Genomic DNA, 12,988 nt, shown 5'->3' with positions numbered 1-12,988 from the left:
CAGCGCTATGCAGATAGTGATGTCCTGAGTGGTAATTCAGGCCAGGCAGGGCGAAAAAAAACGGCACCTCAATGAGATGCCGTTTTTGTCAGCAAAGGCTGATTTACTCCATAGCGTCTACGCGGTCGCGCAGTTCTTTACCTGCCTTGAAATGAGGCACATACTTGGCTGGCACCTGTACTTTGGTGCCAGTTTTAGGATTGCGTCCCAAACGGGGCGGGCGGTAATTCAAACTGAAACTACCAAAACCGCGGATCTCAATACGCTCGCCAGTCGCCAGGTTTTCTGTCATCGCATCGAGGATGGTTTTAACAGATAACTCGGCATCTTTCAGCACTAATTGCGGAAAGCGCTGTGCAAGTAAATCAATGAGTTCAGATCTAGTCATGACCTAAAGCCTTTATTATTTTTTGCTGTCCAATTTAGCTTTCAACAAAGCACCCAGGTTAGTGGTACCGGCTGAGGCTTCATCGATAAGGACATCATCAGTTTTTGCTTTTTTGGCTTTTGGTTTGCCGCCTTTGTCGTCACCAATTGGCGCACTGTTGCCACTTGGATCTTCAGTCAGCTGTTTCACGCCCAGAGAGATACGCTCTTTCTCAACGTCGATTGCCAGGATAACTGCTTGCAGCTCGTCACCTTTTTTGAAGTTGCGGATCGCTTCTTCGCCAGACTGTGTCCATGACAGGTCAGACAAGTGAACCAGGCCATCAATGCCGCCTGGCAGACCGATAAACACGCCAAAGTCAGTGATAGACTTGATTTGGCCTGATACTTTGTCGCCTTTAGCGTGAGTGGCAGCGAAATCATCCCATGGGTTTGGTTTGCACTGTTTCATACCCAGTGACAAACGACGACGGTCTTCGTCGATTTCCAGGATCATGACTTCAACTTCGTCGCCCAGTTGAGCGATCTTGCCCGGATGGATGTTCTTGTTAGTCCAATCCATTTCAGACACGTGTACCAAACCTTCAATACCCGGTTCTACTTCAACGAACGCACCGTAGTCAGTCAGGTTAGACACTTTACCGAACAGGCGTGTGCCTACTGGGTAACGGCGGCTCAATGCTACCCATGGGTCGTCGCCTAATTGCTTGATACCCAGGGAAACACGGTTTTTCTCTTGATCGAACTTCAGGATCTTGGCTTCAACTTCTTCACCAACGGTCAGCACTTCTGATGGGTGCTTCACGCGGCGCCATGCCAAATCAGTGATGTGCAACAGGCCATCGATACCACCCAGATCCACGAACGCGCCGTAGTCAGTGATGTTTTTAACGATACCTTTGATCACAGCACCTTCAGTCAGGCTACCCAGCAAGGCTTCACGGTCAGCACCCAGGGTGTCTTCCATGACTGCGCGGCGGGAAACCACGATGTTGTTACGCTTGCGGTCCAGCTTGATGACTTTGAAATCCCACTCTTTGTTCTCGTAAGGAGTAGTGTCTTTTACCGGGCGGATATCTACCAGTGAACCAGGCAGGAACGCCATGATGCCGCTGACAGAAACGCGCAGACCACCTTTAACACGGCTGCTGACAAAGCCTTTAACTACACGGCCTTCGTTCATGGCTTCTTCCAGATCCAGCCATGCTTGCATTTTCTTCGCTTTTTCGCGAGACAGTTGTGTAGAACCAAAACCATCTTCGAGTTTTTCAATCGCCACTTTGACGAAGTCGCCTACAGCAACTTCCAGCTCGCCCTGGGCATTTTTGAACTCACCGGCATTAATCACGCTCTCGGATTTAAGGCCAGCGTTAACAATCACGAAATCATTGTCTACAGAGACTACTTCGGCGGTGATCACTTCACCAGCGCGCATTTCCTGGCGGGCCAGGCTTTCTTCGAAGAGGGCTGCAAAAGATTCGTTAGAAGAGGTTGAATTAGAAATAGAAGCCATTAAAAAATTGTCCAAATTTACTCGCCAAACAGCCCATGCTGACTAACGAGCCATTGCTACCTAAAAAAAGCAGTCAATGGATAAAGTTAAAAATTGCTATATCCGGCTGGCGCCAGATATAACGCGAATCTGGAACTATACACAAAAAAATTATTGGCTTCAATGACTTAAAGCGTTTTTTATCTGATTTAGGCCGTCTTTTTAAAGGCGGCAATGATCATGTCGACAGCTTGGGTGATATTCATTTTCGTGGTATCTACCAGCATGGCATCCGGCAATTGCACTAAGGGCGCGGAAGAGCGTTGCGTGTCACGCAGGTCACGCTGCTTTAAATCTTGCAGTATCGTTTCGTAACTGGCAGTTTCACCACGATTGATCAGCTGGTCATAACGACGCTGGGCGCGGGTTTCTACCGCCGCAGTCAGAAACACTTTCAGCGCTGCGTCCGGAAAGATCACCGAGCCTATATCACGGCCATCGCCCACCAGCCCTGGCGCTTGCCTGAAGTTTCTTTGCGTCTGCAACAGCGCCGTGCGCACCTCAGGGTGCACTGCGACCTCGGAAGCGCCTTTGCCCATTTGTTCGCTGCGGATATGAGCGCTGACATGCTCGCCATCTAAAAATGCCTCACCGTTTTCAAACCTGATCTCCATGACAGCGGCGATCTGTGCCAGTTTGCTTGCATCATTCCAGGCAACCGATCTGGTATGCGCTGCATAAGCCAGCAGGCGGTAAAGGGCACCGGAATCCAGGTAATGAAAGCCAAATGCCTGGGCGACACGTTCTGCGACGCTGCCTTTACCGGAAGCGGATGGGCCATCGATGGCGATCACGGGCCATAAAGTTTGTTCGGTCATAAATTTTGCTTATCAAATACTTAAAAACAATGAATTGGATAAAATTTTCAGTGGTTTATATGATGTGCCTAACGATTAAGGAGCACAGCATGATCAAAACATTTTCTTTCGCAATCCTGCATTTCAGCGTGGCTTTTAGCATTGCCTATCTACTCACTGGCAGCATGCTGATCGGTGGCCTGATGGCGCTGATAGAGCCAGCCATTAATACCGTGGTGTTTTACTTTCACGAGCGGGCATGGAACCACCACCATGCGCATGCTGCCAGCCGCGAAGCAGATGAACACGAATGGGCTTATGCCGCCTGATCAGCGCGCGATACTGGCAAACACCTTAAAGTATTCAGGAAAGGTTTTGGCGACGCACTTGGGGTCATTAATGGTGATAGGCACACCGGCCAGGCTGATCAATGAAAAGCACATGGCCATGCGGTGGTCGTCATAAGTATCTATCACTGCATTTTCAATCAGTTGCGCAGGTGGCGTGATCTCGATCGCATCTTCCGACTCGGTCACACTGGCACCCACTTTGCGTAACTCTGTGGCCATGGCAGCAATACGGTCAGTTTCTTTCACACGCCAGCTGGCGATATTGCGCAGGGTGGTGGTGCCTTGCGCAAACACCGCCATCACCGCCAGCGTCATCGCCGCATCGGGGATATGGTTGCAATCTAGGTCTATCGCTTTTAGCGCGCCAGTTTTTTCTGCACGTACATGGTTGTCGCCATAGCTGATACGGCCACCCATCAGCTTGGCCGCTTCGGCAAACAGAATATCGCCCTGAATACTGTGCTGGCCTACGCCCTGCACGGTGACATCGCCCGCCACTATGCCTGCCGCAATAAAGTACGAAGCGCTAGAAGCGTCGCCTTCTACGTAAATCTCGCCTGGCGATTGATAACGTGTTGCAGCAGGTATATGAAATCTTTGCCAGCCATCCCGTTCAACCTTGACGCCAAAACGCTGCATCAGGTTAAGGGTGATCTCAATATAAGGTTTTGAGATCAACTCGCCGACTACTTCAATGGTGGCTGCCTGGCCTGTCAGCGGTAGCGCCATCAGCAAAGCGGTCAGAAACTGGCTGGAAACATCGCCGCGGATCTGGATAGGCTGGCTGACATCCAGCGTCGCCGGGGAGATCTGCAGGGGAGGGTAGCCCTCGTTAGCCAGATAATCGACCTTGGCTCCCGCTAGGCGCAGGGCGCTGACCAGATCGGCGATCGGGCGTTCATGCATGCGCGGCACACCATGCAAATGGTAATCGCCGTTAGAAAATGCCAATGCTGCGGTCAGCGGACGGAATGCAGTGCCGGCATTGCCTAAAAACAAGTCAGCCTGTTTGTTCGGAAAGTTTCCGTCACAGCCGCTCACTCGCCAGGCATTTTCTGCAATGTTTTCCAGCTGCACGCCTAGTGATTGCAGCGCTTCCAGCATGCGCGCCGTGTCATCTGAATCCAGCAAGTCCCGTATCACCGTCACCCCGTCTGCAAGCGCCGCCAGTAACAAGGTGCGGTTAGAAATGCTTTTTGAGCCTGGTAGTGTGATCACCCCGGTTGCTTGTGCAGCGGCAGCTAAATGCAGTTGTTCCATATATATAGTCTATGATTGAATTTTGGATTTCGCCCAGGCATTGCGCGCAAGGCTGGCGTGTTCAAATAAGTTGAACAGCCCTTCATCGTCATTATTTTCCAGCAAGGTCTTCATTTCAGTGACCGCCTGCTGGTACATATTCAGCTCGTGCAATAAGGCCTGTTTATTTGCCAACGCAATATCGCGCCACATTTCAGGGTGGCTGCCGGCAATCCGGGTAAAGTCACGAAAACCGCTGGCGGCAAACTTGAACAGTAACTCTGCATTATCTCGCTTGGCTAAGTCCTCAACCAGTGCAAATGCCAGTAAATGCGGCAGATGGCTGACTGCGGCGAATACGCTGTCGTGCTCTTGCGCACGCATATTTGAGACAATCGCACCACACTGCTGCCATAAAGCGGCTACCTTTTGTAGCGCTTGCGGGCTGGTAGTTTCGGCGGGTGTCAGAATCACGTTTTTGCCTATGTACAAATCAGCCATGGCCGCCCCGGGGCCGCTTTTTTCAGCACCGGCGATAGGGTGGCCACCGACAAACTGGTTGAATTGATCTCCCAGCTCAGCCTGAGCATACACCATGACGTCGGACTTGGTACTGCCGGCATCGGTGATCACTGTTTGTGCGGCAAGGTGAGGGCGGATAGTGCGTAAAATGGCAGGCGTTTGCGCTACCGGGGCAGCGATCAATACCAAATCTGCATTTTCTAATGCGCTTGCAATGTCGGTCACGGCCTGGTCTATCAGCCCTAAACTCAATGCTTCTTGCAGGCTTTGCTCTGAACGGCCTACGCCTATGATCTGAGGTGGATTGGCTAATTTTTTCAGCGCCAGGGCGACTGAGCCGCCTATCAATCCTACGCCGAAGATCACGATTTTATTGAACATTCAGGAATTGTATCATGTCATACAACTGCGTCTGAAGTTTGGCTAGTATGGGTTTCAGGCGTATACTTGCCAGCTTGCATTGGGGCTGACCAGGTTTCGACGTGGGTTGCAAAGCAGTGCAGGGCATACCGAGGATTCAGGTTCCCTCGTAAATCCATCTGAAAAAGTATAGTCGCAAACGACGAAACTTACGCTTTAGCCGCTTAATCCCGGCTGAACGCTGCCCCGAAGAGTCTCTCGGTCGGGCCGGGTAACCGGCAGCAGCGTCATTTAGAGAGAATCGTGCGTGGTTGGGTTGCTTAGTCACGCATTAAATCCAAGGCAACTCGCTTTGCACTTGCTTGCTCGTTGGTGAGTGTACGGTTAAATATAAACAACACAGCTAAGTATGTAGAACTGTCTGTGGAGGGCTTGCGGACGGGGGTTCGATTCCCCCCAGCTCCACCAATTACCAAAATCAAAAAGTACCAAAACATCTCACAAACCCGCTTAAATGCGGGTTTTTTGTTATTCAGCGCGTATCAATTCAGATCAAGTCGTTGATTCATCTCACGATATTGTATTTTCATACGTGTACAAAACCTGCGCTTTGCCACCACTCTGAGTTGATCAAAAATCAATTGCTTCCATAAAAACTGCGTCTTGATGATCTGCTCATTAGTGTGTGCGACCTGATGCTGCTTGCGTTTCTTTCGTTGCCTGGTTCTCAAAGCGGCATAGGCATGCTGCTTGATACGATTCAGCTTGTCTGCCGGGGCTGCCAGTGCGCCGAATAGCCAGCGTTGAAAAATGGCCGGTTTCACATCTGCCAGTTTGATTGCCTTTTGCCGAGTTAAAGTCCCCAGGTATGCGCCGATTTTCAAACTCCATTCAAGGGAGTATTGCGTCTGCAATTTTTCAATTCTGCTTTTATTACGCATGGTTTTATTATTCATATAATTTCCCTTTTTCTGATGAGTGTCATAACCATAAATTAGATTTATAAATATAAATAAACTATTTAAATCAATTGGTTGTGAAATATACTTCATGTATTATCACTCTAGCAGTCGTAGCGATTTTCTACCAATAAAAATGTTGAAAAATTGCGCGCAGGAAATTTTTTGCAAACTAAATACGTTATAAATCTGTCACAAAAGGGAAACCTAGCAACCTGATAGCCTTTGAATAACATGACCATTACGCATAGCACTGAAACCAAACTCATCCAGGACGTAGAAAACTTACGCATTCAATTCCCGCAAGCAAAAGATTTATACAGAGAAGTCTGTCGAGTGATGTTTTTTCGATACGGCATTCAACCGACTGCGAACAAGCTATATCAGCTGGTGCGTAAAGGCACGATGACGATACCGGCCCAAGCCGTGAGTAATTTCTGGTCGGAACTAAGACTTAAAAACAGGGTGGATATAGAACATTCTGGTTTGCCTGAGAGCCTGCGCGAGTTTGCTGGCGAAGCACTGGGTACCCTGTGGAAATCGGCGCTCGAAGTAGCCAGGCAAAATGTGAAAGAAAAGCATTCTGTGATCAATGGCCTTGAAAGTGCTAACCGTCTGGAGCTGGAAAACTGCAAGGCCCAGCTCAGAAAGCTGGAAGCGCTGAATATCGAACAGTCTGCGGAACTGGTGACGCTGAGAAAGCAACTGCAGGACAGCGAAAAAAGATTCCTCATAGATCATCAGGTATCGGCCAACCATAAAGAATCAGTCAAAACGCTGCAATACGAAAAATCGGCGCTGGAAGGTTCGCTCAAGAGCATCAATAACGAGTTTGATACCGAACTGAATAAACTGCATGCCGCCTTGAAGTTGTCAGAAGACCGCTATAGAAAACTAGAGGCAAAATCATTTACTGATGTCGACAGGGAAAGGCAACGTACTTACAAACTGGAGTCTGAGGTCGCAGAACTGAAAAAGACGATACTTAAAGAACATGCAGTCAACAAAACGCAGACCGCCAAGAATCAAAAACTGGTTAATGAGTTGCGCGAAAATGTGGGCCTGATCAAAGGTCAGCTAAAAGAATCACAACGCCAGCAACTGGTCGCGTCTAACAAGTTAAAGCAAATCGAGAGAAAAAAGCCATTGCTGAAATAAAAATCTCGAGCCAAGGCTAACCATCTTTAATTTCGCATAATGTATATTATGTTAAATTAAAGGTGTGCGGTAATCAGCACTATAAACCAGAGTTATAAACGCGTTCCCCTGTTGTGATTTGAGTTACTATCTGCACACATCCATGACACGAGGTGCTTAAGATGAAAAAGGTTTATGTATGCATTGCCAGTTTGTTTATTGCAGCATGCACTACGCATCACAGTCACACCGTTGCACATCCGCAAGCGCCAGCCACTGTCACCAAGCCGGCACACATCACCGGCAAAGTTGACCAGGTACTCAGGAGTGGCATCCTGGGTAAAAGCGTGACCAGCACGGTGTTCATTTATTTTGATGAGGTGTTGCATATCACCGGTAAATTAGATCGCACTGGCTTTGGCGAGCTACCGGGGATCAGTTATCAGGATAAGCGGGTTTCCAGCACTTGCAGCTCCAGACCTACCGGCCCGAAAACTGCCGAGTTAAGCTGTATGGTATTTATTGATAGCAAATCGGTGACCACGCTGGTCATGGAAACCAAGCGTAATAGATAGGGCTAAACAGGTAGAGCAGCTATCAGCGCCCTACTTTTCAACCTTAATTTCATGCTTATTCAGGCAGGTCTGCATGTTCTTCAAAAATCTCACGGAAGCGTTCAGCCAGCCTGGCGAAGGCGCTGAGGACCATGGGGTCAAAATGTTCTGGGCGTGTGCGGCCATCACCTTTCAAGATGATATGCATGGCATGTTCATGCGTGAATGCCGTTTTATACGGGCGTTTGCTGCGTAAGGCGTCATATACATCACTGATCACCATAATACGGGCAGATAGCGGGATTGCTTCGCCTTTCAGACCATTCGGGTAGCCGGTGCCATTCCAGCGTTCATGGTGGTTGAGCGCGATCTCGGCGCCCATCATGGTGAACGGCGAGGTGCTTTTTCCGTGACCAAGTATGCTGTTGCCCAGGGCAGCGTGGGTTTTCATGATCTCCCATTCATCTGCAGTATGTGCACCAGGTTTGAGCAGAATATGGTCGGGGATGCCTATTTTTCCTACATCATGCAAGGGGCTGGCATGGTAGATGGTGTCTATGAAGTCTGTGCTCATGCCCAGGTCAGCCGACAGCTCCTTACAGAAAAAAGCGATGCGGTGGATATGGTCGCCGGTCTCCTTATCGCGGAATTCAGCCGCGCGAAGTATGCTGAACATGGAATCAAAATAACTGGTCAGCAATTGCTCTGTGCGCTCTTCAACTTGTATTTCCAGCGTACGGCTATAGTTGCTCAGAAAGTCGTTATATTCCTTGAGGCGTAGCAGGTTGCGCACGCGTATCCACAGTTCGGCGCGGTCTACCGGCTTGGTGACGAACTCCTCTACTCCACATTGCAGGGCACGCATTTTGGAGTTTCTGTCTATCAGCGCGGTGATCATGATGATGGGGATGACTTTAGTCGCCTCATTGCTTTTCAGCTGTGAGGCCAGTTCAAAACCATCGAGTACCGGCATCATGGCATCAAGCAAAATCAGGTCGGGCTGATGCTGTGCAATCAGCTCCAGTGCCATTTTGCCATCGTGGGCTTGCAAGGTGGCATAGCCTTCTGAGCTCAGCAGCGTATCCAGATAGGTGCGGTTATTCGCTTCATCATCGACGATGAGTATGGTCTTGCGTGTGACTTTCATGTCCATGGTATCAACCCTCTCGCCAGCATTTTTTTATGCGCAGATCTGCTTTAAAGTGGAATCCTGTTGTTTTAAAGTAAGGCATCAACGGCTTCCAGAAATTCTTTATAGCGGATAGGCTTGGCTATGTAGCCATCGCACCCAGCCTGGCGCATTTTTTCTTCGTCGCCTTTCATGGCAAATGCGGTGAGTGCGATTATCTTGATATGACTGGTGCTGCTCTCCTGTTTCAGCATGTGCGTGGCGGTCAGGCCGTCCATGCCCGGTAGCTGGATATCCATCAGTATCACGGCAGGTAACTCCTTGCGCGCGATATCTATGCCATCCAGCGCGTTGACCGCCTGCAGCACCTCATGGCCTGAAGTCTCCAGCAGCAAGTGCGCCAGCTTCATATTGGTAGGGTTGTCTTCAATCACCAGTACTTTTGCCATGATCGCCTCTACGCCCTTGCCTTGCTGATGCGTTTTTTCTTACCGGACAATGCTCTATGCACTTCAGTGATAAAGTTGCCATGATTGAATTCAGATTTTTCCAGCACCGCCAGTACATGCCCTTTGAGGGTCTGCTGCTCTTGTGGCGTGAGGAATTTGGAGGTCACGATAATAATAGGGATTTTTGCCGTGAGTTTATCCTGCCTTAATTCTTCAACCACTTCAAAACCATTGATTTCCGGCATCATCAGATCTAGCACTATCAGGTCCGGCTGTGCTACTTTGGCAAGATGCGTAGCCTCAACGCCGCCATAGGCGCGCAGCACGGTGTGTTTGGCGTGCTCAAGATAAGAAGAAATGATTTCTACTGCTTTGGGGTCGTCATCAACTACCAGTACTTTGGCACCGGGCTGGTTCTTTCCGGGTTTGTTAAAGCCCAGTGTGCTTAATGCGGATTGCAGATCGTCGGCCGAGACCGGTTTTTGCAATACCTGTGCCGCGCCCAGCGACAAGCCACGATTGCTATCGGCAATGATGGAAAGAATGACCACTGGAATGTGGGCGAGTTTGGCATCGGTTTTCAGCTTGGTCAGAAATTCCCAGCCGTCCATGCCTGGCAACAAAATATCCAGTGTGATCAGGTCTGGCGGATCGCCTCCGGCCAGGATAGTCAGGGCTATTTCGGCAGTCGCCGCACGCGTCACCCGGCAATTATCCAGTTCTAGTTGCAGCCTGATCAGGTCGGCCGCCCTGTCGTCATCTTCCAGCACCAACACATGCGGTGTATCGGTGTGCACGAACGGGCGCAGACTGTCGCCCGGCTGTATGCTGGCGAGAGTGCTGTCACCGAGGTTGGGATTATATTGCAGCCAGACCGTGAAGGTGCTGCCTGCCCCAGGCGTGCTGGTGACGGCCACTGCCCCGCTATGCAGCCCCGCCAGTTTTCGCACCAGAGCCAGGCCCAGGCCGGTGCCCTCAAACCGCCGTGAAAGCGTGCTTTCAACCTGCACAAAAGGCTGGAACAGGCGGCTGATATCCTCAGGCGCTATGCCTATGCCGGTATCGGTGATGGATATCTGGATAAACTGGCTGGCATCGCCTATAGGCGAATAATGGGTTTTCGGGATATCCCTGATTTGCTCCAGCACACTGTCACGTTCAACCAGGCTAGCCTGCAGGGTGATCTGCCCGCCTTCAGGCGTAAACTTCACCGCATTAGAGAGCAGGTTGTAAACGATCTGTTTCACCTTGCGCGAATCCAGCCAGGCATGACCTAGAGCATCTGGCAGCTCAGACAGCAGTTTGATATGCTGGCTGGCGGCTTTTTCCTTGACGATGGAAAGGCTGTTTTGCAGCAAGCCTTTCACGTCTACCATCTCGCCTTCAAGCTCCATGCGGCCGGCTTCGATCTTAGACAGGTCCAGTACATCATTGATCAGTGACAGCAGGTGCTGCCCGCTTTCAAAAATATCATTGACGTAGGTTTTCTGTTTAGCCGCCAATTTACCGATCAAGCCATCACGCAATATCTCCGAAAAACCGATAATGGCATTAAGCGGTGTGCGCAGCTCGTGCGACATGGTGGCGAGAAACTCAGACTTCATCTTGTCTGCTTCCAGCAGCTGCTCGTTCTTCAGGCCTATCTCTTCACTGCGCAGATGCAGTTGCTCGGCCAGCAGCTTGAGGTCGCCGTATTGCTGGATATTATGCAGCGCCACCCCAAGTTGAGCCGACAGGCGCTCAATAAAGGTCTGGTCACGGTCAGTCACGGCACGGCTTGCCGCCAGCACCAGCACTGCCAGGCGTTTTTCCTGGTAACTGACAGGACAGATGATAATGCCAGCCGGCTTGATAGAGAGCAGCCCGGTCTCTATGGTCAGACTGGGAAACGCCTCCACATCACGCAGTATCAGGGTCTGGTTCTTGTGCAACGCCTCACCTATGATACCGTGGCCCAGCTTGAATTCAGTCAGGATGTCGCTGGGTGCCGCATGCGCGCTTTCCAGGTTGTAACACCCGCTCCATTCGTCATAGCCATACACCGCAGAGACCGGAAAAGCGTGATTGCTGGCCAGGATCTCCAGCATATTGGGCAGGATATGTGCACGGTCGTAATTGGCATTGAACAGCCTTAAAACCTCGCTATGCGTCTGGTCATAGACGGCGGCATTTTTCAGGTCATATTCAATCTGCTTAAAATCGCTGACATTGCGTGCCACCGTAGATAAATGCGTAGGCACACCATTGCTATCCTTATGCACCACCACGACCTGGGAAACCGGAATATGGATGCCGGTGCGGCTGATAAAAGCGGTTTCGCCGCTCCATACGCCGCTGCTCAGTGCAGTGGGAATAGCCTTGTTCTGTATGAGGTCGGTCGCCCAGTCCGGGCGCATGCGCGAGATGGCTTGTGCGGAGATATCCTCGTTTTCAGCGATGCCCAGCAGCCTGCGCCCTCCCCTGTTCAGATAAAAATACTCGCCCTGCAGGTTGGCATTGGCGATCAGGTCGGGTGAGGCATCCAGAATATCCGTAAGCCGTCTTTGTTCGGCCGCGGCTTGCTTGCGTATCGTGAGGTCACGCCGTATACGCCATATCAGCAGCGGGAAAAAGATCAGGATAGCGACCGACATGACCGTGAACAAGGTCAGCAAGTCTTTGGCATGGTCTTGTTCCAGCTTGGTACGGTCATCCAGCAGGTGCTGCTCTTCCAGCGACATGGCACTGAATACGCCGCGGATCTCAAGCATATCTTCGCGCCGTATGGTGTCTTTGCGCAGGATCTCGCGCATCTTATCGCTGGAGATCAGCTTTGTGGAATCGACCAGCTGATTAAAGTAGTTCAGTCGCCGCTCTATCAGCCGCCTTAACAGCGAGATCTGGTTCTGCTGAAAGCTGTTGTCTTTGGTCAGCACCGCCAGCTCGGTGATATCCTTTTGCAGCTCAGCCAAGGCGATATCACGACGATTGATAGAGCTGTTGTCACCGGTGAGCAGAAAGCCGCGTTGCGAAACTTCCAGCTGGTTGAACAGCGCCAGGCCTCTATCAAGTTTGGAAATGACTTCGTTGGTGTGGGTGATCCAGCGATTAGTCTCGGAAAAACGTTGCAGGTAAAAAATACTGGTAATGCCCAGCACCACCAGCAGCGCAAAAAAACTGATAAACCCATAAATAATGATGGATTCCAGCGCCCAGCGCTCTTTGCGTGGTGAACTCATACCGATATAAACCTGCTAGCCAGCATTCGTGATTCCCATTTTGTTATTCACATCAAGGATTAATCAGTACAGTTCTTAAACTGGTTTGAGATTGCGTTTTGCCAAACGTTCAACTGCCACCAGCTTTTCATAAGGCTTTGATAGTTAAGCGGATAGTTAAGCCCTAAAGTGAGCACCATCAGCTGCGGCTAAAGCCGTATGCTTCAGGTCTAAAGCAAGATGCATTTATGCTAATTTATTCGCCCCTCATTAACCTGTCAATGCTAATTTTTACTTAAATTAAATATTGGGCCATTATAAATGCCCGGCTGTGCTGCCAGCTCATGCTGACTAGC

The 12,988-nt window shown here is 50.2% G+C and carries 12 protein-coding genes and 1 other RNA gene; 4 read left to right on the top strand and 9 right to left on the bottom strand.

Translation table 11 applies throughout. The features are described 5' to 3' along the window. Positions 1–103: 103 nt before the first annotated feature. The 3 genes from ACFQ1Z_RS03550 to cmk form a co-directional block, all read right to left on the bottom strand. Entirely contained in the window at positions 104–388 is a 285-nt protein-coding gene (locus ACFQ1Z_RS03550; protein WP_379029822.1) for an integration host factor subunit beta, read from the bottom strand. 15 nt (positions 389–403) lie between these two features. Beyond that, the gene (rpsA, locus tag ACFQ1Z_RS03545) at positions 404–1,900 is read right to left on the bottom strand and encodes a 30S ribosomal protein S1 (protein ID WP_379055711.1); all 1,497 of its coding nucleotides are present in this window, start codon (positions 1,898–1,900) and stop codon (positions 404–406) included. A 188-nt stretch (positions 1,901–2,088) separates the two neighbouring features. Next, positions 2,089–2,757: a (d)CMP kinase gene (gene cmk, locus ACFQ1Z_RS03540; RefSeq protein ID WP_379055709.1), complete on the bottom strand. Its 669-nt coding sequence runs from the start codon at positions 2,755–2,757 to the stop codon at positions 2,089–2,091. Between the two features lie 89 nt (positions 2,758–2,846). Between cmk and ACFQ1Z_RS03535 the strand changes: the two genes are divergently transcribed. After that, the gene (locus ACFQ1Z_RS03535; protein ID WP_379055707.1) at positions 2,847–3,065 is read left to right on the top strand and encodes a DUF2061 domain-containing protein; all 219 of its coding nucleotides are present in this window, start codon (positions 2,847–2,849) and stop codon (positions 3,063–3,065) included. Here the strand turns inward: ACFQ1Z_RS03535 and aroA are convergent, their stop codons facing one another. Next, positions 3,066–4,346, bottom strand: a complete 1,281-nt coding sequence (gene aroA, locus ACFQ1Z_RS03530) for a 3-phosphoshikimate 1-carboxyvinyltransferase (protein ID WP_379055705.1) — start codon at positions 4,344–4,346, stop codon at positions 3,066–3,068. It abuts the gene before it with no gap. A 9-nt stretch (positions 4,347–4,355) separates the two neighbouring features. Beyond that, positions 4,356–5,228, bottom strand: a complete 873-nt coding sequence (locus ACFQ1Z_RS03525; protein WP_379055703.1) for a prephenate dehydrogenase — start codon at positions 5,226–5,228, stop codon at positions 4,356–4,358. Between the two features lie 81 nt (positions 5,229–5,309). On the opposite strand from ACFQ1Z_RS03525, the gene ssrA reads away from it, so the two are divergent. Next, positions 5,310–5,675, top strand: a transfer-messenger RNA (tmRNA) gene (gene ssrA, locus ACFQ1Z_RS03520). Positions 5,676–5,749: 74 nt separating this feature from the next. On the opposite strand, the gene ACFQ1Z_RS03515 is transcribed toward ssrA, so the two are convergent. Further along, the gene (locus ACFQ1Z_RS03515; protein ID WP_379055701.1) at positions 5,750–6,163 is read right to left on the bottom strand and encodes a hypothetical protein; all 414 of its coding nucleotides are present in this window, start codon (positions 6,161–6,163) and stop codon (positions 5,750–5,752) included. A gap of 237 nt (positions 6,164–6,400) precedes the next feature. Between ACFQ1Z_RS03515 and ACFQ1Z_RS03510 the strand changes: the two genes are divergently transcribed. Next, positions 6,401–7,324 (top strand): DNA-binding protein, encoded by a 924-nt coding sequence (locus ACFQ1Z_RS03510; RefSeq protein ID WP_379055699.1) that lies wholly within the window; start codon positions 6,401–6,403, stop codon positions 7,322–7,324. A gap of 161 nt (positions 7,325–7,485) precedes the next feature. After that, positions 7,486–7,878, top strand: a complete 393-nt coding sequence (locus ACFQ1Z_RS03505) for a hypothetical protein (RefSeq protein ID WP_379055697.1) — start codon at positions 7,486–7,488, stop codon at positions 7,876–7,878. A 55-nt stretch (positions 7,879–7,933) separates the two neighbouring features. On the opposite strand, the gene ACFQ1Z_RS03500 is transcribed toward ACFQ1Z_RS03505, so the two are convergent. From ACFQ1Z_RS03500 to ACFQ1Z_RS03490, 3 genes are all read right to left on the bottom strand, one after another. After that, on the bottom strand, positions 7,934–9,010 hold the full coding sequence (locus tag ACFQ1Z_RS03500) for a response regulator (protein WP_379055695.1): 1,077 nt from the start codon (positions 9,008–9,010) through the stop codon (positions 7,934–7,936). Positions 9,011–9,075: 65 nt separating this feature from the next. Then, positions 9,076–9,435: a response regulator gene (locus ACFQ1Z_RS03495; protein ID WP_379055693.1), complete on the bottom strand. Its 360-nt coding sequence runs from the start codon at positions 9,433–9,435 to the stop codon at positions 9,076–9,078. Positions 9,436–9,443: 8 nt separating this feature from the next. After that, entirely contained in the window at positions 9,444–12,653 is a 3,210-nt protein-coding gene (locus ACFQ1Z_RS03490) for a response regulator (protein ID WP_379055691.1), read from the bottom strand. Positions 12,654–12,988 lie beyond the last annotated feature (335 nt).

It is taken from the genome of Methylophilus luteus (genome assembly GCF_042676265.1).
Taxonomy (GTDB): domain Bacteria; phylum Pseudomonadota; class Gammaproteobacteria; order Burkholderiales; family Methylophilaceae; genus Methylophilus; species Methylophilus luteus.
The sequence above is the reverse complement of the archived record's forward strand: the minus strand, read 5'-3'. Positions and strand labels throughout refer to the sequence as shown.